This is a genomic window from Hymenobacter siberiensis (assembly GCF_018967865.2).
Lineage (GTDB): Bacteria > Bacteroidota > Bacteroidia > Cytophagales > Hymenobacteraceae > Hymenobacter > Hymenobacter siberiensis.
The window spans coordinates 762,323-787,191 of record NZ_JAHLZY020000001.1 but is presented as its reverse complement, the minus strand read 5'-3'; the positions used below and the strand labels follow the sequence as shown (position 1 = coordinate 787,191).

Below are 24,869 nucleotides of genomic sequence, written 5' to 3'. Positions count from 1 at the left end.
GCCTTTCAGTGCCTGCTTTTCTACTTAACGCAGTTCAAAATCACTTCGTCCCCGCCGACTTGCGGGCGCTGGCGGCTTGGCCCGTGGACTTCAGCAGCGCGGCGTAGCGGTTCGGGTCGTTCAGGACAGCCACGGCGGCGATGATGTTGGGGTCGTCGTCGAAGCCGGCTTCGGTGCGGCCTTTTTCGAAATAGTAGCGCGATACGATTTCCTGCTCCAACAGCTCCTTGATTTCGGGCTTGAATCGTTGCAGGTCATTGGCCTTATTCACGGTCACTTTCTTGCGAATGGCTTCGAGCTCCAGCTTCACGTCATCGTAATGCTTTTCCTCTTTCACCTTCTTACTGAGGTCGGTGAGGGCCTTTTCGGCATTGGTGCTGTAGCTGATGTTCTTGCCCTGCAGGTAGGTTACGAACTTCTGATAGTCCACGTCCGAGAGCTTGAACTGGCGGGCAGGCACGATGGTGGCGTGCTCGACGCGGTAGCGGGTGGCGTAGTCGAAGAGGTAGCTTTTCTGGAGCAGGATGCGGGTGATGTCCGCAATTTCGCGGTCATTCACCTCCACGTCGGGAGCTACGCCGCCGCCGTCGTACACGGTGCGGCCGGCGGTGGTTTTGAAGGCCGTGCGCAGCGAATCGGGGAATTTGCCCAGCGTGCCGTCTTCGCTGCGGTGGGCGTAGTCGATTTCCTGAATGCAGCGGCCGCTTGGGATGTAATATTTGGCGGTGGTCACCTTCAGCTGCGAGTTGTAGCTCAGCGGCCGGGTGGCCTGCACGAGGCCCTTGCCGAAGGTGCGCTCGCCCACCACCACGGCGCGGTCGTAGTCCTGCAACACGCCCGACACGATTTCCGAAGCCGACGCCGAGCGGTTGCTCGTGATAATGGCAATCGGAATCTGGGTATCGAGCGGCACGTCGAGGGCCTTGTAAGTCTTATTCCACTCCGTCACCTTACCCTTGGTGCTCACCACGTCGAGGCCCTTGTCGATGAACAGATTGGAGATGTTGACGGCCTCGTTGAGCAGGCCGCCGGGGTTGTCGCGGATGTCGAACACGATTTTCTTCGCGCCCTGCTCTTTCAGCTTGGTGATGGCAGCGCGTACTTCCTTACCGGCATCTACCGTGAAACCGCCGAGCTGGAAGTAGCCAACATCGCCGGAAATCATACCCGTATAAGGCACGTTATCGACCTGAATTTTATCGCGGGTGATGTTGATTTCAACCGGCTTTTCCTGGCCGTAGCGCGTCACCATCAGCTTCACCACCGAATTGGCCTGGCCCTTGAGGAGCTTGCTGATATCGGAGTTCGACTTTTTATCGACAATCACGCCGTTGATGTCGAGGATTTCATCGCCGGGGAGCAGGCCGGCCTTCTGGGCGGGGTAGCCCTCGTAGGCGCTTTGCACTACGGTTTTGCCGTTGCGCTTCACCACCGAGGCCCCGATGCCGCCGTACTGCCCGGTGGTCATGGTGCGGAAGTCCTCGATGTCGTCCTCCGGAATGTAGTTGGTATAGGGGTCGAGCGAGCGCAACATGGCATCGATGCCGGTTTTCACCAGCCGGCCGGGCGTCACTTCGTCAACGTAGTAGGTATTGACTTCCTTAAATAGCGTAGCGAAAATGTCGAGGTTCTTGGCAATTTCGAAATACCGCTCATTATCAGAAGCAGCTCGAAAAGAGACCAGACCCAACGTGCTTAGGGCTAGCGTAGCGAGTAGTTTTTTACGAATAGTCATAAGTCACAGTAGCAAGTAGGCGAATCTACGCGGCAGGAGGCGAGGCCGATGCTTCGCCCGGTACAGCCAGTAAACGATGAATAGCGGAAATTAATTTTTTTTCCACCAACGTCAGCTGACTTTTTTCCTTGCCCGTGAAGATAATACCCAGAAAAGCCACTGTATGGCCACCGGGTTGCTCGGTAAGCCGATATTTATTGAGCCGGTACGCCTCCCGAATAAGCCGCTTAAGCCGGTTGCGGTCGACGGCCCGCTTAAACGTGCGCTTGCTCACACTGATGAGCACTTGCGGCGGAGCCAAGGTCGGCGCATCCTTTTTTATCCAGACGATGCGCAGGGGATAAACGCCAAAAGAGGAACCCTGCTTGCTAAAAAGCTCTTCGATGAGCTTCTTGCGGCACAGGTGTTCCTCTTTCGGGAAGGTGTAACGCCGGTTGAGGGGCGTAGTCCCGGTAGCCTCATCTCCCGGCCCCTTCTCCTGCGGAAAAGGGAAGCCAGGTGATTGGGATTCTTGCATATTGAAGCGGTTAGCTAAAAACCATTAGCTACTGGCTAACAGCTTACTTGACTAGCGCTTGTGCTTGCCTTCGTCGGATACGGTGAGGCGCTTGCGGCCTTTGGCACGACGACGGGCCAGCACGTTGCGGCCATTGGCGGATTCCATGCGGAGACGGAAGCCGTGCTTGTTAACGCGCTTGCGCTTCGAGGGCTGATAGGTACGTTTCATATCAATGAATCTTAAAAAGACGAGTTTCGAGTTGGGCCGGCAAAGGTACGGGCTTTGTCTGGAAAAGGCAAGGTCCTCAAGCACTTTTATGTCGGCAGGCAGGTAGGCAGTAGTTTTAGGGGCATTTATACCGATTTGGCCATGATTAACTACCGCGTTTCCTATGAGAATCCCCTCACGTTTTACCTACAAATCGAGCTCACGCTGGACGTAGCCGCCGACGCTACTGCCCCGCTGGAACTGCAGCTGCCCGCGTGGCGGCCCGGCCGCTACGAACTGCAGAACTTCGCCCAGAAGATTCAGAAAGTTGAAGTTTTTGACGCCGCAACCGGCCAGCCCCTGCCCTACCGCAAGCTCACGAAGGACCGGTGGGAAGTGCCCAATGCGGCCGGCCGCAGCGTGCGGGTGCGCTACAGCTTCTACGCCCACCAAATGGACGCCGGCGGCTCCTGGCTCGATGAGACGCAGCTGTACCTGAACCCCGTGCAGGCGCTGATGTATGCCGAGGGGCGGCAGCTGGAGGAGTGTGAGCTAACGCTGGCGCTGCCCGAGGGCTGGCAGGTGGCCTGTGGGCTGAAACAGACGGCGCCAAACGTGCTTTCGGCGAAGAATTTTGACCAGCTGGCCGACTCACCGCTGATTGCCAGCCCTACGCTGGTGCATCAGGAATACGAGGCGGGCGGGCTGCCTTTTCACGTCTGGGTGCAGGGCGAGGCGGAGCTGAACTGGCCGCGCATTCTGGCCGATTTCAAGGCGTTTTCGGAGGAGCAGCTGACTATGTTCGGAGGTTTTCCGGTGGCAGATTACCACTTTATGAACCAGTTTCTGCCCTACAAGCACTACCACGGCGTGGAGCACCACAACTCCACGGTGATTACGCTGGGGCCGGCCGAGCTGATTATGAGCGAAGGGCTGTACAAAGAATTACTGGGCGTGAGCTGCCACGAGCTGTTCCATACCTGGAACATCAAGAGCATCCGGCCGGCTGAGATGCAGCCCTACGACTACAGCCGCGAGAACTACTTCCGCACCTGTTTCATTGCCGAGGGCATTACAACCTACTACGGCGAGTACCTACTGGCGCGTAGCCACGTTCGCACCCCGGCGCAGTATTTTGAGGAGCTGAACATCGTACTGCGCAAGCACTACGACGATGCGGGCGGCGACAACCTTTCGCTGGCCGATGCCAGCATGGACCTCTGGCTGGACGGCTACAAACCCGGCGTGCCCGACCGTAAGGTGTCGGTGTACCACAAGGGCGCGCTGGTGGCCATGCTGCTGGACCTCACCATCCGGCAGCTTTCCAACCACGCCCATAGCCTCGATGACGTGATGCGGCGGCTGTACGAGGAGTTCGGCAAAACCGGCATTGGCTACACCGAGGATGACTATGCGCGCATTGTGAACGAAGTGGCCGGACGCGACATGCACGCCTATTTCGACAAGTTTATCTACGGCACCGCGCCGCTGCTGGAGCCGCTGGACCGGGTGCTGCACACGGTGGGCTGCCAGCTGCTGATGGGCGAAAACGCGTCGGCTTCAGAAGGCACGTTTGGTTTCCGCACGGTGGTGAAAAACGAGCGGACGGAAGTAATGGCCATCTGGCCTGACTCGCCCGCCGCCGTCTCCCTTACCGTAGACGACGAAATAGTGGCCGTGAATGGCCGCCGCGTCGATATGAACCTGCAAAGCCTGCTCAGCACCGGCGCGCCGACCTACGAGATGAGCGTGTTTCGCCAAAATCGGCTGCTGACGGTGACATTAGCCGCCACGCCGGGCGTCAGCTTCGGGCAGCGCTATGCAATTGATAAGCTGGAAACGGCCGACACGGCGCAGCAGCGCGGGTTTGAGCAATGGCTGGGGTGGGCGTTCTAATTGGATAACATCCCCCATAAGGAATCAAAGATTCGCGTCCTTACCACAAACAAAAAATGCCCCGCCGGATTCGTCCGGCGGGGCATTTTTTGCTAAAGCAGCGCTAGCTACTAATGGTCTTTGCTATTGTCGGCACCCTTTTTCATCGGGCCTTTGTTCACCGACATCGGCTTGTTGTTCTGGGGGTTGCTGCGGATATTGTGCACGCCCTCGCCGGCCGTGAGGCCATCGGTGGTATTGCCTTGGTGCGATACCTGGTTGTCGTTCGGGTTCTGAACCTGCGTGCTCTTACGGCCGGTTCGGGCCATGGGGTCTACGGAGGTTTTTTTATTCTCGAGGTTAGCTTCTTCTTGGTGCAAGCTCATAGCGGGTGAGTTTTAGGATGAAATATAAAGGGAGGCAGTATACTTGATATACCTGATTTTCACCTAAAAGGTTGCTCCTCACGCCAGTGCCTGCGGAGTGCTACGCTACATTGGCTACGGCTATGGCGGGCACCACCTTCACCAGCTCGGCAAACTGGGCTTCGCGGGCTTCCAGTTCCTCGGAGGTGAGGTTGAGCAGGCGCTCGGTGCCGAACTTCTCGACGCAGAACGAGGCCAGGGCCGAGCCGTGAATGACGGCGCGCTTCATGTTTTCAAAGCTGATGTCGTCCGTCGCGGCGAGGTGGCCGATGAAGCCGCCCGCGAAGGTGTCGCCGGCACCGGTTGGGTCGAATACGTCTTCCAGCGGCAGGGCGGGCGCGTAAAACACCTTGTTCTTGTGGAAGAGAAGGGCACCGTGCTCGCCTTTCTTGATGATGAGGAATTTCGGCCCCATGCCCATGATTTTTTTGGCGGCCTTCACCAGCGAGTACTCGCCGGACAGCTGGCGGGCTTCCTCGTCGTTGATGCTCAGCACGTCCACCATTTCGATGGTAGCGATGAGCTCGTCGAGGGCAATGTCCATCCAGAAGTTCATCGTGTCCATCACAATCAGCTTGGGGCGGTTCACGAGGCGCTGAATGACGAGGCGCTGCACCTGCGGGGCCAGGTTGCCCAGCATCAGGTACTTGCAATCCTGGTAGGCGTCGGGGATGATGGGGTCGAAATCGGCCAGTACGTTGAGCTCGGTTACAAGGGTTTCGCGCGAGTTCAGGTCCTTGGAGTAGATGCCCGACCAGAAGAAGGACTTCTCGCCCTGCTTCACTTGCAGGCCTTCCACGTCCACACCGTGCTCTTCGAGCAGCAGGATGTCGGACTGCGGAAAGTCGTCGCCCACCACGGCCACCAGTTTCACCGGCTTCAGCGAGTACGACGCCGAAAGGCTGATGTAGGTGGCGGCACCGCCGATGATTTTATCGGTTTTGCCGAAGGGCGTTTCCAGGGCGTCGAACGCGACGCTGCCGATGACGAGCAGGCTCATGCAGGTAAATTATGGTGAATAAAGAATCGAAATTAAAGCCGTATTAAAACGGATTCAGTGCAAGCAACAAAAAAGTCCCCGGATAATTCCGGGGACTTTTTCTGGTGGGTAAATAATGGGGCTCGAACCCACGACCTTCGGAATCACAATCCGACGCTCTAACCAGCTGAGCTATATCTACCATGTTTGTTTTGGTGGTGCAAAGATAGAAAAAGAAGTGGGAAAAGGCAAAATAAATTCGGGTTGTGCGGTAAGCTTTAGCTTGCCGTGGTGGGGAAAGCACGCATTATCAGTACGGCAAGCTAAAGCTTACCGCACAAAAACCCCGACCTTTGCGGAATGGAACCCAACACTGCCCCATCGTTCAACGATTTCAAGCTCAACAAACAACTGCTTTCGGCCGTGGCTGCCGCTGGCTTTACCGACCCCACGCCCGTGCAGCAGCAAACCATCCCGCTGCTGCTGGCCGGGCACGACGTATTAGGCATTGCCCAAACCGGCACCGGCAAGACGGCTGCCTTCGGCCTGCCCCTCCTCATGAAGGTGAAATATGCCCAGGGCAACAACCCACGGGCCCTGGTGCTGGCTCCCACGCGCGAGCTGGCCATGCAGATTGAGAAGCATTTGAAGGCACTGGCGGTGAATACCGACCTGCGCATTTTCGCCATTTACGGCGGCCTGGGCCCAAAAACCCAGATTGAAACCATTTCCGAAGGCCTTGATATTCTGGTGGCCACGCCGGGCCGGCTGCTCGAAATTTACCTGAAAGGTGCCGTGCGGCTCACCGACCTGAAGACGCTGGTGATGGACGAGGCCGACAAGATGATGGACATGGGCTTTATGCCCCAGATTCGGCGCATTCTGGAAATTATCCCGCGCAAGCGTCAGAATGCGCTGTTTTCGGCCACCATGCCGGAGCGCGTGACCACGCTGAGCGAGGAATTTCTAGAGTTTCCGGTGCGCGTGGAAGTGACCCCGCCGGCCAAAACGGCCTCTACCGTGTCGCAGGTGATGTACGGAGCGCCCAACCTGCTCACCAAAATCAACCTGCTGCACTTCCTGCTGCACCGCGACATCGATACGATGACGCGGGTGCTGCTCTTCTGCCGCACCAAGCAGCACGCCGACCAGGTGGCCCACTTCCTGGAGCGCAAGGCTCCGGCCGGCGAGGTGCGCGTGATTCACGGCAACAAGGGCCAGAACGCGCGGATGAACAGCATGGACTCCTTCAAGGCCGGGGAGGTGCGCTACATGGTGGCCACGGACGTAGCCGCCCGCGGCATCGACGTGCCGCAGGTGACGCACGTTATCAACTTCGACGTGCCGATTGTGCACGACGACTACGTGCACCGCATTGGCCGCACGGGCCGGGCGCTGCACACGGGCGCGGCCATCACCTTCGCCAACGAGGCGGAAATGGTGCACGTGGCCGAGATTGAGCTGCTCATCAACCAGAAGATTGAGCTACTGCCGCTGCCCGAGGAAGTGGTGGTGGAAGAAACGCCCTTCGAGGAGCAGCAGAAGATGGGCCGCGAGCTCGATGAGCGCCGCAAGAAGCTGGACCCCACCTTCAAAGGTGCTTTCCACGAGAAGAAGGAGTGGATTAAGCCCGGCGTGACGATTGACAAGCGCACCGGCAAGCCCTTCGCCGAAGGCCAGAAAAAGAGCACCAAGGGCTCGAAGGCTTTTGTGGGCAAGAAAGGCGGTTCGAACCCCGGCGTGAAGGCGCTGAAGCGGCGGGGACGGTAAATTGAGTTAAGGGTTAGGGGTTAAGAGTTGCAGTTCTGTCAACTCTTAACCCCTAACCCTTAACTCAATCAATGTCCGTGGTGGATGAGATGGCCGAAGCGGATGCTGGCGAAGGTGAGCGCCGCGCCCCAAAACAATGCGCTCAGAAACATGTGCAGCAGGATGCGCTGGCGGGGCACGCCCAGCAGCGTGGCGATGACCGTACCCCCGATGGGCGAGAGCAGAATGGGCGTGAGAAAGGCGATGCCACCCATCCCGAACTTGCGGAATACCTTGATGATGTTGCGCGAGCGTTTGGTGAAAATAGGCTCACGGCGCAGGCGGCGCTGCATCTGGCGGTGCCGCATCCAGACTCCGCCCACGCCCGAGAAAATGAACACGCTGGTCATCATTCCTGCCACGGTGAGGCCCAGCGTGGGCCAGAAATGCAGGCCCATGGAAGTGCCGGCCAGCGGGCCGCCCAAAAACTTGACCGTGCTCAACAGGAACACAGACGCGTATTTAATGGCGGGATGGAGCACGACGAAACGAAAGGGCAGGCAACGGGTGAGAGGGAAACGGCAACGCGGGGTGGGCGCGTGGCAAAGATACCCCGTTTGGCGGGGCAGGGTTCCATGGGGGTGGTGCGAAGGCGGTGCTTTGGGGGGTTGGCATGCCGTGGACTGCGAAGCACCGCTTCGCACTACATCACAGCTTGCTGCCGTAGGAGAGGTCGCCGGCGTCGCCCAGGCCGGGAATGATGTAGGCTTGCTCGTTCAGCTTTTCATCGATGGCCGCTACCCAGAGGGTGGCTTCGGGGATTTCGCGGGCCACGTAGGCCAGGCCTTCGGGCGATGCGATGACGGCGGCGATGTGCACCTGACGCGGCATGCCGAAGCGCAGCATGGCGCGGTAGGTTTGCACCAGGCTTTTGCCGGTGGCCAGCATGGGGTCGGCGAGGATGAGCACGCGCTCATCGAGGCTGGGGGCCGACAGGTAGTCGACCTGCACCTGCACCTGGGCGGTGCCTTCGATGCGGTAGGCAGCCACGAAAGCACTGGGCGACTGATCGAAATAGTTCAGGAAACCTTGATGAAAGGGTAACCCGGCGCGCAGCACGGTGGCCAGAATGGGAAAGTCGTGGAGCAGCTTGCCGGTGGTTTCGGCCAGCGGCGTCTGAATAGTTTTATCGGTGTAGCTGAGGTGGGCGCTAATGCGATAGGCGATAATTTCGCCCAGGCGCTGGAGGTTGCGGCGGAAGCGGAGGCTGTCCTTCTGCACATCTTTATCGCGCAGCTCGGCCAGGAAATGATTGGCAATGCTGGGCTCGGCACACACGACGTGGATGTTGGCCATGGCCTCGGGGGCATCGGCGGCGGCGGGGGCCGAAGCGGCGGAGGAAGAGAGCGGCGTGGCCATACAAACAGGATTTTGGTGAAGGATGCCAAGCAAACAGCCCGGCCGGCACCCCGAAGTTGGCACAAAAACGGGCAGTAGGCAAGAATGCGGGCCGGAATTCGTCCGCGCCTGCGTGGTTCTGCGGCAGATTTAGGTTGGAGCCGATGCGGGACAGCGACAGCCCTCTTACACCCGCCAACGGCTTGCTGCGTAGGTTTGTTAAAAAATGATGATGCCGGGCTTTTAACAGGGAAGCAGGGCGTCGGTTTTATTCGGATTATCTGTTTCTATGTATAAATCTCTGCTACTAACGGCTGTTACGGCGCTGCTGGCCAGCGCGGCAGCGGCCCAAACGCCGGCAACTGCCCCGTCTGGCACCTCGGCCCTTGCCACTGCTACCGAAAAATCGCCCTGGGTAATTTTCGACCAGCCGTTGCCGGATAAGCCGGTGATGGAACCGAAGCCCAGCAAAACCACTCAGGGAGCCAACTACGTGCCGCTCGATGCCGACATTTACCGGCTGATTGACCGCTACGCCATTAAATTCGGGGCCGATTCGCTGAGCGACCCGCATACCAGTGTGCGGCCTTATACCCGCGTTGCAGTGGCCCACTTGGGCGAACGGATGCTTTCGCCGGATAGTACCGCGACCGCCGTGGGCAGCCTGTCGCGTTCCGACCGCTTCAACGCCCAATACCTGTTGAAAGATAACTGGGCCAACAGCGCCCGGGGGGCGTCCATTAACCAAAGCGCCAAACCAATACTCACGTATTTCTACCGCGACCAAACGGACCTGTACAACGTTGTAACCCCCGATTTTACGCTGCGCGTGAATCCGGTACTCTTGCTTTCGGCCGGCAAGGACAGCCAAAACTCCGACGGCTTGCGCTACGTGAACACGCGGGGCGTACAGTTGGAGGGCACCATTGACCAGCGGCTGGGTTTCTACACCTTTCTGGCAGACAACCAGCAAGCTGTGCCGCAGTACGTGCAAAACCGAATCCAGCGCGACCAGATTGTGCCGCACGAGGGCTACTGGAAATATTTCAAAACCCAGGGTGGCAGCCAATACGACTTCTTCACGGCTCGCGGCGGCATCACGTACGCGGCCAGCAAGCACATCAACATTCAGCTGGCGCACGACCGCAACTTCATCGGCAACGGCTATCGCTCGCTGATTCTGTCGGATTACAGCTCGCCGTATTTCTTCCTGAAAGTGAATACGCGGGTCTGGAAATTCAACTACCAAAACATATTTGCTGAACTGACGGCGCATAAGGAAAATGCTGACCAGGTGTACTCTAAGAAATACCTGGCGTTCCACCACCTGAGCTTCGACGTAACGCCCAACTTCAATATCGGCGTGTTTGAGAGCACCGTACTGGGTGGTCGTAATGCCCAGCTAGACAGTCTGGGGCGCTATATCCCGGGCAGCCGGCGCACGGGCTTCGAGCTGCAGTACCTGAACCCGATTATCTTCTACCGGGCCATCGAGCAGCAGGTAGGCTCGGCCGATAATGCGCTGCTGGGCCTCGATTTTAAGTGGAATATTCTGCACACGGCCCAGCTTTATGGGCAGGTAGTGCTGGACGAATTTAAGATTAGCGAAATCCGCTCCGGCAACGGCTGGTGGTCAAACAAGCAGGCCTTGCAGTTGGGCGCCAAGTATATCGACGTAGCGGGTATTCGCAACCTCGACTTGCAAATGGAGCTGAACTACATTCGGCCCTACACCTATCAGCACGAAAGCTATTACACTGCCTACACGAACTACGACCAGCCCCTCGCCCACCCCATGGGTGCCAACCTGACCGAGGTGCTGGGCGTGCTCAGCTACCAGCCCCTGCCCCGCCTAAACCTAGTAGCTAAGGCCATTTACACCGAGCAAGGCCTGGATTACGGCTACAGCGCCGGTGGCAATGTCATCACGACTGGCCCGCTCAGCACTGCTGTTCCCGGCAGTCCCATCACCACGGGCACCATTGCCAACTACGGCGGCAATCCGCTCCTCCCATACGGCTTCCACCCGATGGACTACGGCAACCGCACCGGCCAGGGCAACAAGAGCCGCCTGCTCCACACCGATTTCACAGCCACCTACCAGCCGCGCCTGAACCTGTTTCTGGATGCCAAGCTCATTGCCCGGCACCAGACCTACTCCCTCACCCCGGCGCTCAATGGCAACGAGGTGTACGCCTCGCTGGCCGTGCGCTGGAACATCGCCCAGCGCCTGCACGAGTTTTAAGATGTGCGGTAAGCTTTAGCTTGCCGTTTTGTATTATTCCCGATAACTCCTTAATGGAGAACCCCATATTCTACACGGCAAGCTAAAGCTTACCGCACATTGCATGCCCGCCACCACCCTTCTATACCGCCCCGTTAACCAACAGGAGCTGGATTTGATTGCCGCCAGCAACTGGCGCAGCTTCCCGCCGCGCCTGCCCGAACAGCCCATTTTTTACCCGGTGCTGAACGAGGAGTACGCGGTGCAGATAAGTCGTGATTGGAACGTGCCATATTATGGTGTGGGCTACGTGGTGCGGTTTGCGGTTGACAATGAATATCTCGCGCAATTTGCCGTGCAAAATGTGGGCGACCCAATGCACAATGAGCTTTGGGTGCCCGCCGAACAGCTGGCCGAATTCAACCAGCATATTGATGGGCTGATTGAAGTAATTGCCGAGTTCCGGCGTTCTTAAATCCGCTCGCCACCCTTGCTTATGAAAACCTATCTAAGAATCCTCAGCTACGCCCGGCCCTATGCCGATTTCGTGCCGCTGTACCTGCTGTACACCGTGCTTGGCATCTTTTTCAGCATTGGCAACTTTGCGCTCATCATTCCCCTGCTGAATGTATTGTTCGATAAAACCGGGCAAATGCAGGCAAAGGCCCCCACTGTTCTACCTCACTTCGCGGTGTCGCTGGATTATGTAACCAGTGCGTTCAACTACTATTTCTCCCAGATGATTGCCGACCATGGCAAGCTGGGTGCGCTGCTCTTTGCGTGCATTGTGCTGGTGGCTTCGGTGTTCTTCAGCAACGTATTCCGGTACCTGAGCCTGCGGCTGGTGGCGCGGGTGCGGGCCCGCGTTATCCGCAACATGCGGCGCGACCTGTACCACCGCATCATTGGCCTGCAGCTGGGCTATTTTGCTAATGAGCGCAAGGGTGACCTCATGTCGCGCTTCACCAACGACGTGCAGGAAGTAGAAGCTTCGGTGGTGAACACTCTGCAGGCCGTGGTGCGGGAGCCGCTCACCATTGTGGGCTATTTCGCGGTGTTGTTTTATATGTCGGTGCCGCTCACGCTGTTCACGCTGGTGCTGCTGCCGCTGTCGGGCGGCATTATTGCCACGCTGGCCAAGCGGCTGCGGCGGCAGGCCAAGCTCAGCCAGGGCACGCTGGGCTCCATGCTGTCGGTGATTGAGGAAACGCTGGGCGGCATCCGCGTCATCAAGGCGTTTAATGCGCAGGACTACATCAAGGGTAAGTTTGAGGAGCAGAACGACCAGTACGCCCGCACCGCCCAGCGCATCGACAACACGCGGGATTTGGCCTCGCCATTTTCGGAATTTGCCGGGGTTTCGGTGGTGGCCGGGCTGCTGTATTTCGGCGGCTCGCTCATTCTGAGCGGTCAATCGACGTTGGAAGGGGCCTCGTTTATTACCTACATCGTGCTGTTTTCGCAGGTATTGACTCCGGCCAAAGCTTTGTCCAGCTCCTTCGGCAATATCCAGCGCGGACTGGTGGCCGGCGAGCGGGTGCTGAGCATCATCGACACCGAGCCCGCCATCCGCGACCGGCCCGATGCCACGGTGCTGCCCCCCTTTGAGCGCGAAATCGAGTTTCACAACCTGAGCTTCAGCTACGATGAAACGCCCGTGCTCTACGACATCAACCTAACCATCAAAAAAGGCCAGACGGTGGCACTGGTGGGCGGCAGCGGTGGCGGTAAAAGCACCCTGGCCGACCTCCTGCCCCGCTTCTACGACCCCAGCGCCGGCCAGATTTTCATCGATGGCCACGACCTGCGTGCCTGCTCGCTGCACTCGGTGCGCGACCAGATGGGCATCGTGACCCAGGAAAGCATTCTGTTCAACGACACGATTTTCAACAACATCCGCTTCAATACCCAGGCCACCGAGGCCGAAGTGATGGAAGCCGCCCGCATTGCCAACGCCCACGAGTTCATTATCGCCAGCCCCGAGGGCTACCAGACGGTGATTGGCGACCGGGGCTCGCGCCTTTCGGGCGGGCAGCGCCAGCGCCTGAGCATTGCCCGCGCCATCCTGCGCAACCCGCCCATTCTCATTCTCGACGAAGCCACTTCGGCCCTCGATACCGAGAGCGAAAAGCTGGTACAGGAGGCCTTGCAGCGCCTGATGCAGAACCGTACCTCGCTCGTCATCGCCCACCGCCTGAGCACCGTGCAGCACGCCGACGAGATTGTGGTGCTCCAGCACGGCCGCATTGTGGAGCGCGGCACGCATGATGAGCTGCTGCGGCGCGAGGGCGGCGTGTACCAGCGCCTGAGCTCGATGCAAACCAACGCCGCGCTGGTGTAGCCGCGCATACTTAGTGGTTAACGGTTAATAAAGCATTGAGCAGCCCCGACCATTAACCACGAATCATTCACCACTCACTATAATCCCTATCTTTCGTCTCAAATCAACTTTTCCCTCTTATGCTCGCTCTCAAACGCATTGTCACCGTCGCCGTAATGGTTTACCTGCTGCTGGCGCTGCTGTTCATTCTGGCCCCGGCCGTGCGCTCGTCGGTAATGGGCATGGGTTCAGGCCTGTCGGTACTGGAGCAGGAACGGCAGTTTTTCTACGTCATGTTTGTGATTGGAGCCGTGGTAATGGCCCTGCAGCTCATTACCGAAAACCTGGACAGCACCCTGCTGCGCCGCACCGTGAACCAGAACGAAGGCAAAATCAACGAGTTAAAAGCCAAGCTCTACGACCACCAGCAGCGGGGTACCACGCCCGCGGTACCGGGCAGCCGCACCATCGACGGCCGCATTGCCGAACCGGCTATCCCCGCTACGCGCCCCCTGGAAAACCGCCCGGTTGACCCGTTGCCCCAGCCCACGTTCCCCCAAAACGACCCCAGCCTGTCGAACACCCCACCGGCCGACCGGCCACCCCTGGCCTAGCTCTGCCTCCTGATTCCGTTTTCCGTGCCCGATACGACTTCCCTCCCCGACCTGATTCGCGCTGAGCTGACCGAAGCCCGCGCCGTGCTCGACCGCTTTCTGACCGACCCGGCCCACGTCGCCAGCATTGCCGCCGCCGCCGAGCTCATTGCCGCCAGCCTGCAAAGCGGCGGCAAAGTCCTCACCTGCGGCAACGGCGGCAGCCTCTGCGACGCCCAGCATTTCGCCGAGGAGCTCAGTGGCCGCTACCGCCAGAACCGCCGCGCCCTGGCCGCCATCGCCCTCACCGAAGCTTCGCACATGACCTGCGTAGCCAATGATTTCGGCTTCGAGTTCGTATTCAGCCGCTTCGTGGAAGCCCTGGGCCGCCCCGGCGATGTGCTGCTGGCCATCAGCACCAGTGGCAACTCGCCCAACATCCTCCGCGCCGCCGAAGCCGCTAAAAAACTGGGGATGAAAGTAGTTTCCCTCACCGGCAAGGATGGCGGCGAGCTGGCGGGGCTGAGCGACGTGGAGATTCGAGCCCCGCACAGTGGCTACGCCGATAGGATTCAGGAAATCCATATCAAAGCCATTCACATCATGATTTTGCTGATTGAGAAACTGGTGATTGGTGAAGTGGTGAAATAGTGAAATGGTGAGCTGGCGAGTTATTGAAGCTGTGCGGTAGTAGGTTTGTAGGGACACTAGAATATTCACTATCTCACCACTCTACCATGCTTACCAAAACCTTCGGCTCGGCCGTGCAGGGCGTCAACGCCTACACCATCACGATTGAAGTGGTGGTGGGAGCCGGGACGAATTTCTTTGTGGTGGGCTTGCCCGATAACGCCATTAAGGAGAGCCAGCAGCGGATTGAGGCGGCGCTCAAGTTTCGGGGGTACCGCATGCCGCGCACCAAAGTGGTGGTGAACATGGCCCCGGCCGACATCCGCAAGGAGGGCGCGGCCTATGATTTGCCCATTGCGCTGGGCATTCTGCACGCCTCGCAACAGCTGAACACCGAGCGGCTGGGCGACTACATCATCATGGGCGAAATGTCGCTCGATGGCGAGCTGCGGCCGATAAAAGGCGTTCTGCCCATTGCCATTCAGGCGCGCAAGGAGGGCTTTAAGGGCATTATCCTGCCCAGGGAAAACGCGGAGGAAGCAGCCATCGTCAACAACCTTGATGTGATTGCCGTGGGCAGCATGCAGGAAGCCATCGACTTCTTCGAGGGCCGTACTGAAATCGTGCCCACCAAAGTGGATACCCGCGACCTGTTCCAGCACGCGGTGAATAAATACACGGCCGACTTTGCCGACGTGCAGGGCCAGGAAAACATCAAGCGGGCCTTGGAAATCGCGGCAGCCGGCGGCCACAACGTGATTATGATTGGCCCACCCGGCGCGGGCAAAACCATGCTGGCCAAGCGCCTGCCCAGCATCCTGCCACCGCTGAGCATGCAGGAGGCGCTGGAAACCACCAAAATCCACTCGGTGGCCGGCAAGCTGGGCGGCGGGGGCTTACTGAGCACCCGACCGTTTCGCAGCCCCCACCACACGATTTCGGATGTGGCGCTGGTGGGGGGCGGCAGCAACCCGCAGCCCGGCGAAATCTCGCTCTCGCACAACGGCGTGCTTTTTTTGGACGAATTGCCCGAATTCAAGCGCACGGTGCTGGAGGTGATGCGCCAGCCGCTGGAGGAACGCCGCGTGACCATTGCGCGGGCCAAGCTCAGCATTGAGTTTCCGGCCAACTTCATGCTCATCGCCAGCATGAACCCTTGTCCGTGTGGCTATTACAACCACCCCGAGAAAGAATGCGTGTGCGGCCCCGGCGTGGTGCAAAAATATCTAAACAAAGTGAGCGGTCCGCTGCTTGACCGTATTGACTTACACGTCGAAGTGACGCCCGTCACCTTCGACCAGATGACGGAATCGCGCAAATCGGAAACCAGCGCCGAAATCCAGGTGCGGGTAGACAAGGCCCGCCAGGTGCAGGAAACGCGCTTTACCGACTACGTCGACATTCACTCCAACGCCATGATGCCACCCCAGATGGTGAAGGATATCTGCCAAATCAGCGAAGACGGCCGGCAGCTGCTGAAAACGGCCATGGAGCGCCTCGGCCTCTCGGCCCGCGCCTACGACCGCATTCTGAAAGTGGCCCGCACCATTGCCGACCTGGCCGGCACCGACGATATTCAGATTAACCACCTGGCCGAAGCCATTCAATACCGCAGCCTCGATAGAGAGGGTTGGGCGGGGTAAACCATCATGTATAAAGCCCTCGTCAAGCCCCTCCTTTTCAACCTCGACGCCGAGCGCGCCCACCACTTCGTTTTCGATAATCTGCGCCGGGCGACGCGGGTGCCGGGCACCCAGTCCCTGCTCCGGGCACTCTACGATTTTCAGGACCCGAGCTTGGCGCGGGAGGTTTTCGGGCTGAAGTTCCCGAATCCGGTGGGCCTGGCAGCGGGCTTTGATAAGAACGCAGCCCTGACCGATGAGCTGGCCACAATGGGCTTTGGCTTCGTGGAGATTGGGACGGTGACGCCCCGGCCGCAGCCCGGCAACCCGGCGCCGCGCCTGTTTCGGCTGCCGCAGGACGAGGCGCTAGTGAACCGCATGGGCTTTAATAACGACGGGGCAGCCGTGGTGGCGGCGCGGCTGGCCCGGCGGCGCAACCGGCAGCTCATCATCGGCGGCAATATTGGCAAAAACAAGGACACGCCCAACGAGCGCGCTGCCGACGACTACGTGGCCGGCTTCGAGGCCCTGGCCGAGGTGGTGGACTACTTCGTAGTGAACGTGAGCTCGCCCAACACGCCCAACCTGCGCCAGCTGCAGGAGAAAAAACCACTCATTGACCTGTTGCAGCAGGTGCAGGCCCGCAATCTGGCCCGCGCCCGCCCGCGCCCGCTACTGCTAAAAATAGCGCCCGACCTCACGAATTCGCAGCTCGACGACATTCTGGAAATAGCCCGCGAAACGCAGCTCAGCGGTCTGGTGGCGACGAATACCACCATCAGCCGCGACAACCTGAGCTCCGAGCCCAGCTACGTAGCCAGCCTGGGGGCGGGCGGCCTGAGCGGCAAGCCGCTACGGGCGCGGGCCACCGAAGTCATCCGCTACCTGCACCAGAAATCCGACGGCGGGCTGCCCATCATCGGCTCGGGCGGCATTCACTCGGCGGCCGATGCGCGGGAGAAACTGGAGGCCGGCGCGGCGCTCATTCAACTATACACCGGCTTTATTTACGAAGGGCCGGCGCTGGTGAGCCGGATAAACCGGAGCCTGGTGCCAGCATAACCCGCTGCCCGCGCACCCGCCGGTGCCACCAGATAATGATGGGTACCCTAATGGCCGTGGGCCACAGGAAGCTGTACGAAAACGGAATAAAGTATAGGCTGGTGGCCGAAAACGCCGTTACGGCCGCAATGTAGGACGCCATAAAGCCCGAAATGTGGTTGAGCAGCCATTGGTTTTTGGTCCAGTGGCCGGCATTAGCGTAGCCGCGCAGCTGGCGGAAAACCGTGAAGGCCCCGATGCTGCCGAACACGCCCACGGGAATGTTGCCGGACAGCACCGCATACCCAACCGTGCCCAGGAACACGAGCAGCCCCACGCCGGCTACGGCCCGAAGGCCGCTATGTGGGCATCCCAGGCCAGGCTTTTCAGGAAAACTGAGCGGTAGCCGAAGCCGGCCATGTACAGGCTGAACACGGCGGTGAGCAGCAGAAACGTGCTGTGAATGTGCTACGAGCCCGCCAGGGCCGTGGTGCCGGCCACCACCATCGACCAAAAAAACACCAGCCCCCAGCGCCGGTGCGCTGCCCCGCCCTTGCGCACGGCCAGCGCCACGGGAGCCACAAAAAACCCGGTGAAGCCGGCCGCGATGTGCAGGTAGCAGTTAAGGGCGAAGAAGGTTTCCATGACGGCAGGCGCGGCTATTGTTGAACCACGGCCGAAAGATGGAAACCGATTCGGCCCGCGCCAAACCGGCGCTACCGAAACATTGGCCGGGGCAGCCGAAGCGTCATCAGCGGCCGAAAAATAGGGGCACGCGGCTACAGCTTTGCCCCTACTTTGAACTCGATTACGTCGGCCGCGCCCCGGTGGATTTTCAAATCGACGGCCCCGAATACCACGTCGGTAAAATGGTATTTCAGGCCCAGGCGCTCGTAGTAGGCCGTGCTCGATTTGTAGGGTGAGTACACGTAGAAACCCAGGTGCGACACAAAAGCCAGCCGGCCGAATAGCAGCTCATGGCCCACAAATACGCCGGCTTTCTTCACGTCGGGCTGCGGGCCGCCGGCGCGGGTGGTGTCTTCCAGGGTGGCTTTCAGGCTGCGGTCGTTGAAGCCCTCCACGCCCAGCAGCAGGTTGGATTTGCGGTTGACGCGGCGGCCCACGGCCAGCGTCACGGAGTTCACCAGGTACTTCTGCTTGTCGCCCTCGGTGCGCTGCTTGAAGCCCAGGCTGGTGCTCACATTGAAGAAATTGGTCCCGATTTCGGCCGGCAGCGGCGCGCCCGAAGCAAGCGTGGGGGCCGGGCGCTGCTGGTGGTAGTTCAGCCCCAGCACCACCGAGGGCAGGTTCACGCCGAAGTTGGGCTTGGTGGTGGCGCCATTGGAGTAGTGGTTCAGCCCCGCCCCTACCAGCAGGCCCAGGTGCGGCGTGAGGGCGTAGTCGTACTCGAACCGGAACTGCAGCGTGGCATTCAGGGCCGAGCTGGCGATGGTGTTTTTATGGTTCGTTTCCTGGTTGTAGGGGTTGGTGAGGTAAGCCAGGCCCGCGCCCAGCCGGAAGCTGAAATCGTGCTTCGGCCCGCGCGAAAACGTTTTGCTGATGTAGGGACTGGCCGAGAAAACGTAGCCCAGCACCGGGTTGTGAAAGTCGTAGTACGTGAGGGCCAGCCCCACCTTTGGGAACTTGTACCACGCGTGCCAGGGCGCGGCCCCGGTCGTCTGGCGCTGCAGGTTGATTTCGAAGCCCGTGGGATGCGAGGCTACCAGGTGCCGGATGGCATAAGTGTGCGCCATGATTATGCTGCCCTGGGCATAGGCGCCCACAATGAACGGCGCAGGCGGCACCGGCGCGGCGGCGGTATAAGCAGTCTGGGCGGCGGCCCCGGACGTAGCCAAGCTCCACAATAGCGCCGGCATTACGGTCTTGCTCAACCTTAAAATAGCATCACCCTTCATATTTATATATTAGATTTATTTAGAAAGTCACAAAAGGTACTCAAACGGTGATGCAGCGCGCAGCGCAGCATCTCGCTCGCATCGTTGAACGGGCCTGACGAGGCGAGCAAGATGCTGCGCTGCGCGCTGCATCACCGTTCGGGGACTTTCTAAACAGCTTCAGTAGACCGGCATCAAAAATAAGCCCCTGTAAAGCTGATTGATAGATTTTACCAAAAGAATAATACGCCTTTTCCACAACCCATGCTCCCTCCGGGCCGATATACTCCCTGATTCTGAATCACTGTAATAGATTGTCTTCAGAATTCATCTTATCATTTTTATTAATCATGAAAAAAACAATCCTATCGCTGGCACTGCTGGCTGGGCTAACCAGCGCGGCGCAAGCTCAAACCGGACTCAAACTCGGCCTTAAAGGCGGCTTCAACGGTGCTACTTTTTCCGGCAACGACTCGAAAGGCAATCAGTACAAGGCAGGCTTCTCGGCCGGCGGCCTTATCAACTACGGCTTTTCGGACCTGATTTCGGTGCAAGGCGAGCTGCTGTATTCGCAGAAGGGCGCCTCCATCGACGGCATCAACTACACGACCCCCTCGGCCAGCACCACCAACGGCACGTTCAAATCGACTATCGGCTACATTGATGTGCCGATTTTGCTGAAAACCACCATTGGTGATAATGGCAAGGGACTGTTCTTTGAGTTGGGCCCACAGGGCAGCTTCGTCATCAATAACCGCGACTTCATTGAAGATGGCGGCGGCAAGCAGATTAGCTCCTCCAATACCAGCACCGATGACCTTAACAAAGTGGTGATTGGCTACGTGGGCGGCATCGGCTACCAGCTTACCAGCGGCCTGGGCATCGGTATCCGCTACGCCGGCGATTTCTCGCAGGTCTATAAAGATGGCAATTCCAAAAACCTCTTTTCTTCGGCGGCCAGTGGGTTTAACGGCAAGAACCCCAGCGTGCGCAACTCAGTGTTCCAGTTTCAGGTGCACTATCTGTTCGGCGGTAAGTAGCCGGAACAGCTTTCGATTAGGCAAAAAAGCGGCCCGACTTCAACGTGAAGTCGGGCCGCTTTTTTTGGGGCTGGCAGCGCAGTGGCTTTTCTATGCGCCCGTGGTGGTTACCTCAGCAACCTATTTGCGGTGCGGGCGGTATATGCCTCAGCCCTATATATCCGGCAGCTTTAAACCTGACTATCAATACCTTCATCATTTATTCACAATGAAAAAAGTCCTTCTTCCCATCGCCTTGCTGGCCAGCACCATTGGTGCGGCGCAGGCCCAGACGCCCGCCAACAGCATTGGCATCAAGGCTGGCTATGGCATCACCAGCCTCACGGGCAACACCAGCAGCGGCTATACATCCAAGAGCCACTCGGCCTACCAGGCCGGCCTGATGGCTGACGTGTATTTTGGGGAAGTCATTTCCTTCCATCCCGAAGCCCTGTATACCAAGCAGTATTTCGATGCTACTGACCTGGTTAACCTGAGCCGCGACGTGGACTACATCAACGTGCCGCTGCTGGCCCGCTACCACGCCGACGGGCTATTTTTTGAAGCCGGCCCGGAGGTCAACTTCGCCTTATCGGGCAAAGATGAAGGTGGTGCGGACATCAAAAGCCGCGACGTGACGCCGGTGACCCTCGACTACGTGGTGGGCCTGGGCTATCAGCTCCCGGTGGGCCTCTCGCTGGGCGTGCGCTACGATGGCGGCATCAGCCACACCTATAAGGACGCGGCGGCCAACAACCTGGGCACCGGCAACCTGCGTTCCAGCACGTTCTGGTTCAACCTCGGCTACGCTTTCGGGGGCACGGGGCGCTAGTAGCCCGCTTCTCCACACTACTAAAAGCCCGGCTTCCGCAATGGAAACCGGGCTTTTGCGTTGCGGATGGTGTCACAGTCTTGAAACGGCCGACAGGTGTACCCCTGGCCCAACCCGTAGCTTTGCGGCATCATCTATCTACTTCACTTATGAAAAAGACTCTTTTCACCCTCGCGCTGCTAGCCGGGCTCATGGGTGCGGCGCAGGCCCAGAATGTTTCGCTGGGAATTAAAGCGGGGCCATCGTATTCCGGCTTCGTGGGGGCGCAGGCCACCAACTATGAGAGCATTTTCGGATTTCACGCCGGCATTTTTGCTAATATTGGCCTCACCGACATGTTTGCCTTCCAGCCCGAAATTATCTACTCACAGAAGGGGGCGAAAGTATCCAGCATTGATGTAACGACCCGCCTGAACTACGTTGATATTCCGCTTTCGTTCCACGTCAACGCCGATGGCCTGTTCTTCGAGGCGGGACCGCAGCTTGGCATCCTGGTAGCCGCCCAGGACAAGGCCGGCAGCGTGAGCGTGGACCGCAAACCCCTCTACAACACCTTGGATTTTGGCTACCTGGCTGGGCTGGGCTACCAGCGCAAAACCGGCCCAGGCATCGGCCTGCGCTACAACGGCGGATTCACCAACGTGCAGAAATCGAGCACTGCGGGCAGCGTGACGGTGCAGAATAACATCCGCAACAGCGCATTTCAGCTGTATCTGACGTACTCCTTTGGCGGGCGCTAAGCGCCGCTTCCCCTACTTCTACTTACCAAAAAAAAGCCCGGCTTCCATTGCGGAAGCTGGGCTTTTTGCTGCTGATAAAGATGAAGCTCCGGCGTCTACTCGGCCGCCGCGTAGTTGCGGTAGAAGTGCGGGATGGTTTCGATGCCTTTCAGGAAGTTGAACACGCCGAAATGCTCGTTGGGCGAGTGGATGGCATCAGAATCGAGCCCGAAGCCGAGCAGGACGGTATCGAGGCCGAGCTCCGACTTGAACATGGCCACGATGGGGATGGAGCCGCCGCCGCGCGTGGGCACCGGGCGCTTGCCGAAGGTAGTTTCCATGGCATCGGCGGCGGCTTTGTAGGCTACCGAGTCGGTGGGCGTCACCACGGGCTCGCCGCCGTGGTGGGGGCGCACTTCGACGGTGACGCCGGCCGGCACGATGCTGGCGAAATGCTTTTGGAACAGGGCTGTGATTTCGGCCGAAGTCTGGTGGGGCACCAGGCGCATGGAGATTTTAGCGTGGGCCTGCGAGGCGATGACGGTTTTGGCACCCTCGCCGGTGTAGCCGCCCCAGATGCCGTTCACGTCGAGCGTGGGGCGGATGCTGGTGCGCTCCATGCTGCTATAGCCTTTTTCGCCGTAGCTATCGGGCAGGCCAATGCTCTTCTGGAACTCATCTTCTGAGAACGGGGCTTTGGCCATTTCGGCGCGCTCGTCGGCGCTCAGCTCGTCCACGTTGTCGTAGAAACCCGGGATGGTGATGTGGCCGTTGGCATCGTGCAGGCTGGCAATCATCTCGCACAGGGCGTTGATGGGGTTTTGCACCGCGCCGCCATACAGGCCGGAGTGTAGGTCACGGTTGGGGCCGGTCACGGTTACTTCGTGGTAGCTCAGGCCGCGCAGGCCCACCTCAATGCTGGGCACATCGTTGGCCAGAATGCCGGTATCGGACACCAGAATGACGTCGGCTTTCAGCTTCTCTTTATTGGCCCGCACGAAGATTTCGAGGTTGTTGGAGCCGATTTCCTCCTCGCCCTCAAACATGAACTTGATGTTGCAGGGCACGCCGCCCTGGCCGTCGCGCATCATCATTTCGAAGGCTTTGACGTGCATATACACCTGGCCTTTGTCGTCGCAGGCACCGCGGGCGTATATTTTTTCGTCCTTAATCACCGGCTCAAAGGGCGGCGAGTTCCAGAGTTCGTAGGGGTCGGCGGGCTGCACGTCGTAGTGGCCGTACACGAGAACGGTTTTGGCCTCGGGGCTCACGATGTAGTCGCCGTATACGATGGGATTGCCGGCCGTGGGGCAGATTTCGACGTTTTGCACGCCGGCTTCTTCGAGGCGGGTTTTGAGGAAGTCGGCGGCTTTCAGTACATCGGCGTGGAACTTGGGGTCGGCCGACACGGACGGGATGCGGAGCCAGTCCATCAGCTCATCGAGAAAGCGGGTTTGGTTATCGGCGAGGTAATTGGCCATACGGAGCAAGTTTGTAGGTTGGGAATACGGGGGTAAAAGTAGCGGGCGGCGGCTGATAAGCGCGCCAACGGCGGGCATTCCCCCCCTGCCAGCCCACCCCGGCCCCGCACCTACCCCGTGATGCGCAGCGAGGTGCCGGTTTGCGTCACGGTGTACTGCTTTAGGGCGCGGGGCGAGGGGCCGCTGAGCACGGTGCCGGCAATGTCGAAAACGGCATTGTGATTGGGGCACACGAAGCGGCTCTGGCCCTGGCTGAAGTACACGCTGGTACCCTGGTGGGGGCAGGGTGCCTGCAAGGCCACGTAGGTGCCGGCCGTGGTTTTGGCCACAATCACGTCGCGCGTGGGGCTGTAGAGATAGCCTTTGGCCGCATCGTTGAGCGGGGCGCTGCTGGCGGCGGTAAGGTCCACGGTGAAATCAATGCCGGAAGCGCCGGGCACCGGGTCGCTGCTCTTGCTACTGCCGCAGCCGCCGAGGCAGGCCGAGGCCACCAGGGCCGTAGCGCCCAACCCAAAGAGCTGCAGAAAGTCTTTGCGATTCATTTCTGAGGAAGTAGCCATAACACAAAAGAAAGTGGATGAGAATAAGCATCGGCTGAATATGCCGGACAAACGCCTAAAGCCCCGGAATTTATTCTGCCACCGGCCAGCTAACCGACAAAACCCCGACCTGGGCCGATTGTTCCCCGGCGGGCATCGGCCAGCACTGGCCGGTGGCTCACTGCCGCGCATCCAGCACCAGGTCGTGCACCATCACCTCGCCCAGCGGCCAGGCGGCAGCCCAGTCTTTTTCGGGGCTTTCGAATGTGAGCAGGTAGAGAGTGTCAGTTTTGGCATTGGCCAGGGCCAGCTGGTACACGATGCGGGCGTCGGCATCGGGTGGAGCGTCGCGGTAGCGCACCGTCCACTTGTGCCAGGCGCCTTCCACGGAAGCCGCTTTTTCCAGTACCTGCTGGCCCCGGCCGAAGCCCGTGCGCAGCATCAGCAGCTCGGCGTATTCCGGGGCCGGGTGCCGAGTGTGGGCCGTGGCCTTACGCACCACTTGCAGCGCCAGTCCCGTTTGAAACTCGCCGCTTTCGCCTATTTGCTCCTGGGTAAGGTAATAGGTGGGCGCGCCTTTCTGGCCCTCGGCCCGGTAGTACCAGCCGGCGGGAAGCAGTGCGGCGGCTTTGCCGTCGGGCAGCGCCTGCCAGGCAAAGCCGGCGGGCGGCGTGGCTAGCGGCACGTTGTAGCGTTGGGCGTGGGCGGGATTTAGCAGTGATAAACCCAGTATCAGGGCAGACAGGAAACGGAGCATATGCTAAAAATAAAGCCGTTCTCAGGCAGCGCCAGGGAGGTACGATTTACGCCCAACCAGGAGGCCATCCGTTCTTGCGTGAGAGCAAAACGTTCGCGGAAATAATCAGCCATGCTGAAGGCAGTACGCTGGCCATTGCTCAAGCCTAACAATCGGTTCGAGTTAGTAAAAAACGACGCCTGGAAGATATAGAGACGCATCTTTGCGTCTTGTCGTTGGCCGATTTTGTTCAACGACGAGATGCAAAGATGCGTCTCTACATCAGGCAGACGGCCCGAGAATTTAACTCAAACAGCTTATTATGCTTGGGCGGTGAGCCGCCGGCGGTGT

The 24,869-nt window shown here is 59.3% G+C and carries 25 protein-coding genes and 1 tRNA gene; 12 read left to right on the top strand and 14 right to left on the bottom strand.

Annotated elements, in window-relative coordinates; translation table 11 throughout:
* Nucleotides 1–40: 40 nt before the first annotated feature.
* The 3 genes from KQ659_RS03375 to rpmH are packed head-to-tail and all read right to left on the bottom strand — an operon-like array spanning nucleotide 41 to nucleotide 2,462.
* Nucleotides 41–1,735 (bottom strand): S41 family peptidase, encoded by a 1,695-nt coding sequence (locus KQ659_RS03375; RefSeq protein ID WP_216678793.1) that lies wholly within the window; start codon nucleotides 1,733–1,735, stop codon nucleotides 41–43.
* 25 nt (nucleotides 1,736–1,760) lie between these two features.
* Entirely contained in the window at nucleotides 1,761–2,252 is a 492-nt protein-coding gene (gene rnpA / locus KQ659_RS03370) for a ribonuclease P protein component (RefSeq protein ID WP_216678794.1), read from the bottom strand.
* A 51-nt stretch (nucleotides 2,253–2,303) separates the two neighbouring features.
* On the bottom strand, nucleotides 2,304–2,462 hold the full coding sequence (gene rpmH / locus KQ659_RS03365; protein WP_035563087.1) for a 50S ribosomal protein L34: 159 nt from the start codon (nucleotides 2,460–2,462) through the stop codon (nucleotides 2,304–2,306).
* 141 nt (nucleotides 2,463–2,603) lie between these two features.
* On the opposite strand from rpmH, the gene KQ659_RS03360 reads away from it, so the two are divergent.
* Nucleotides 2,604–4,337, top strand: coding sequence for a M61 family metallopeptidase (locus tag KQ659_RS03360; RefSeq protein WP_216678795.1), 1,734 nt, complete (start codon nucleotides 2,604–2,606; stop codon nucleotides 4,335–4,337).
* A 110-nt stretch (nucleotides 4,338–4,447) separates the two neighbouring features.
* Here KQ659_RS03360 and KQ659_RS03355 read toward each other — a convergent pair whose 3' ends face one another.
* The 3 genes from KQ659_RS03355 to KQ659_RS03345 all read right to left on the bottom strand — a co-directional run bounded on the left by KQ659_RS03355 (nucleotide 4,448) and on the right by KQ659_RS03345 (nucleotide 5,923).
* Complete coding sequence (locus KQ659_RS03355; RefSeq protein ID WP_168671110.1) at nucleotides 4,448–4,702, bottom strand: hypothetical protein; 255 nt, start codon at nucleotides 4,700–4,702, stop codon at nucleotides 4,448–4,450.
* Nucleotides 4,703–4,802: 100 nt separating this feature from the next.
* Complete coding sequence (locus KQ659_RS03350; RefSeq protein ID WP_216690293.1) at nucleotides 4,803–5,741, bottom strand: PfkB family carbohydrate kinase; 939 nt, start codon at nucleotides 5,739–5,741, stop codon at nucleotides 4,803–4,805.
* A gap of 106 nt (nucleotides 5,742–5,847) precedes the next feature.
* A tRNA-His gene (locus KQ659_RS03345) sits at nucleotides 5,848–5,923 on the bottom strand.
* A gap of 157 nt (nucleotides 5,924–6,080) precedes the next feature.
* On the opposite strand from KQ659_RS03345, the gene KQ659_RS03340 reads away from it, so the two are divergent.
* Complete coding sequence (locus KQ659_RS03340) at nucleotides 6,081–7,490, top strand: DEAD/DEAH box helicase (RefSeq protein ID WP_216678798.1); 1,410 nt, start codon at nucleotides 6,081–6,083, stop codon at nucleotides 7,488–7,490.
* Nucleotides 7,491–7,558: 68 nt separating this feature from the next.
* Here the strand turns inward: KQ659_RS03340 and KQ659_RS03335 are convergent, their stop codons facing one another.
* Entirely contained in the window at nucleotides 7,559–8,011 is a 453-nt protein-coding gene (locus tag KQ659_RS03335; protein ID WP_216678799.1) for a hypothetical protein, read from the bottom strand.
* A gap of 166 nt (nucleotides 8,012–8,177) precedes the next feature.
* Nucleotides 8,178–8,888, bottom strand: coding sequence for a uracil phosphoribosyltransferase (upp, locus tag KQ659_RS03330; RefSeq protein ID WP_332875061.1), 711 nt, complete (start codon nucleotides 8,886–8,888; stop codon nucleotides 8,178–8,180).
* A 268-nt stretch (nucleotides 8,889–9,156) separates the two neighbouring features.
* Between upp and KQ659_RS03325 the strand changes: the two genes are divergently transcribed.
* The 7 genes from KQ659_RS03325 to KQ659_RS03295 all read left to right on the top strand — a co-directional run bounded on the left by KQ659_RS03325 (nucleotide 9,157) and on the right by KQ659_RS03295 (nucleotide 17,318).
* A complete protein-coding gene (locus KQ659_RS03325; RefSeq protein ID WP_216678800.1) occupies nucleotides 9,157–11,112 on the top strand; it encodes a capsule assembly Wzi family protein in 1,956 nt (651 codons plus the stop codon).
* 103 nt (nucleotides 11,113–11,215) lie between these two features.
* Nucleotides 11,216–11,566, top strand: a complete 351-nt coding sequence (locus KQ659_RS03320) for a hypothetical protein (protein ID WP_216678801.1) — start codon at nucleotides 11,216–11,218, stop codon at nucleotides 11,564–11,566.
* Between the two features lie 21 nt (nucleotides 11,567–11,587).
* Entirely contained in the window at nucleotides 11,588–13,432 is a 1,845-nt protein-coding gene (locus KQ659_RS03315; RefSeq protein ID WP_216678802.1) for an ABC transporter ATP-binding protein, read from the top strand.
* Between the two features lie 119 nt (nucleotides 13,433–13,551).
* Complete coding sequence (locus tag KQ659_RS03310; RefSeq protein WP_216678803.1) at nucleotides 13,552–14,025, top strand: hypothetical protein; 474 nt, start codon at nucleotides 13,552–13,554, stop codon at nucleotides 14,023–14,025.
* A 24-nt stretch (nucleotides 14,026–14,049) separates the two neighbouring features.
* A complete protein-coding gene (gene lpcA / locus KQ659_RS03305) occupies nucleotides 14,050–14,655 on the top strand; it encodes a D-sedoheptulose 7-phosphate isomerase (protein WP_216678804.1) in 606 nt (201 codons plus the stop codon).
* A gap of 86 nt (nucleotides 14,656–14,741) precedes the next feature.
* The gene (locus KQ659_RS03300; protein ID WP_216678805.1) at nucleotides 14,742–16,277 is read left to right on the top strand and encodes a YifB family Mg chelatase-like AAA ATPase; all 1,536 of its coding nucleotides are present in this window, start codon (nucleotides 14,742–14,744) and stop codon (nucleotides 16,275–16,277) included.
* A 6-nt stretch (nucleotides 16,278–16,283) separates the two neighbouring features.
* Nucleotides 16,284–17,318: a quinone-dependent dihydroorotate dehydrogenase gene (locus KQ659_RS03295; RefSeq protein WP_216678806.1), complete on the top strand. Its 1,035-nt coding sequence runs from the start codon at nucleotides 16,284–16,286 to the stop codon at nucleotides 17,316–17,318.
* Here the strand turns inward: KQ659_RS03295 and KQ659_RS03290 are convergent.
* The 3 genes from KQ659_RS03290 to KQ659_RS03280 all read right to left on the bottom strand — a co-directional run bounded on the left by KQ659_RS03290 (nucleotide 17,260) and on the right by KQ659_RS03280 (nucleotide 19,189).
* Nucleotides 17,260–17,634 (bottom strand): hypothetical protein, encoded by a 375-nt coding sequence (locus KQ659_RS03290; RefSeq protein WP_216678807.1) that lies wholly within the window; start codon nucleotides 17,632–17,634, stop codon nucleotides 17,260–17,262. The two genes, KQ659_RS03295 and KQ659_RS03290, sit on opposite strands and share 59 nt — an antisense overlap.
* 131 nt (nucleotides 17,635–17,765) lie before the next feature.
* Nucleotides 17,766–17,942 (bottom strand): DUF2306 domain-containing protein, encoded by a 177-nt coding sequence (locus KQ659_RS03285; protein ID WP_216678808.1) that lies wholly within the window; start codon nucleotides 17,940–17,942, stop codon nucleotides 17,766–17,768.
* Between the two features lie 134 nt (nucleotides 17,943–18,076).
* The gene (locus KQ659_RS03280) at nucleotides 18,077–19,189 is read right to left on the bottom strand and encodes an acyloxyacyl hydrolase (RefSeq protein ID WP_216685337.1); all 1,113 of its coding nucleotides are present in this window, start codon (nucleotides 19,187–19,189) and stop codon (nucleotides 18,077–18,079) included.
* Nucleotides 19,190–19,542: 353 nt separating this feature from the next.
* Between KQ659_RS03280 and KQ659_RS03275 the strand changes: the two genes are divergently transcribed.
* From KQ659_RS03275 to KQ659_RS03265, 3 genes are all read left to right on the top strand, one after another.
* Nucleotides 19,543–20,232, top strand: a complete 690-nt coding sequence (locus KQ659_RS03275) for a porin family protein (RefSeq protein WP_216678810.1) — start codon at nucleotides 19,543–19,545, stop codon at nucleotides 20,230–20,232.
* A gap of 208 nt (nucleotides 20,233–20,440) precedes the next feature.
* A complete protein-coding gene (locus KQ659_RS03270) occupies nucleotides 20,441–21,043 on the top strand; it encodes a porin family protein (protein WP_216678811.1) in 603 nt (200 codons plus the stop codon).
* A gap of 149 nt (nucleotides 21,044–21,192) precedes the next feature.
* Nucleotides 21,193–21,783 carry a porin family protein gene (locus KQ659_RS03265; protein ID WP_216678812.1) on the top strand — a complete coding sequence of 197 codons (591 nt, stop codon included), beginning with the start codon at nucleotides 21,193–21,195 and terminating at the stop codon, nucleotides 21,781–21,783.
* Between the two features lie 95 nt (nucleotides 21,784–21,878).
* On the opposite strand, the gene KQ659_RS03260 is transcribed toward KQ659_RS03265, so the two are convergent.
* From KQ659_RS03260 to KQ659_RS03250, 3 genes are all read right to left on the bottom strand, one after another.
* Nucleotides 21,879–23,243, bottom strand: a complete 1,365-nt coding sequence (locus tag KQ659_RS03260) for a dipeptidase (protein WP_216678813.1) — start codon at nucleotides 23,241–23,243, stop codon at nucleotides 21,879–21,881.
* Nucleotides 23,244–23,353: 110 nt separating this feature from the next.
* Nucleotides 23,354–23,803, bottom strand: coding sequence for a QcrA and Rieske domain-containing protein (locus tag KQ659_RS03255; protein WP_216678814.1), 450 nt, complete (start codon nucleotides 23,801–23,803; stop codon nucleotides 23,354–23,356).
* A gap of 157 nt (nucleotides 23,804–23,960) precedes the next feature.
* Complete coding sequence (locus KQ659_RS03250) at nucleotides 23,961–24,539, bottom strand: hypothetical protein (RefSeq protein ID WP_216678815.1); 579 nt, start codon at nucleotides 24,537–24,539, stop codon at nucleotides 23,961–23,963.
* Nucleotides 24,540–24,869 lie beyond the last annotated feature (330 nt).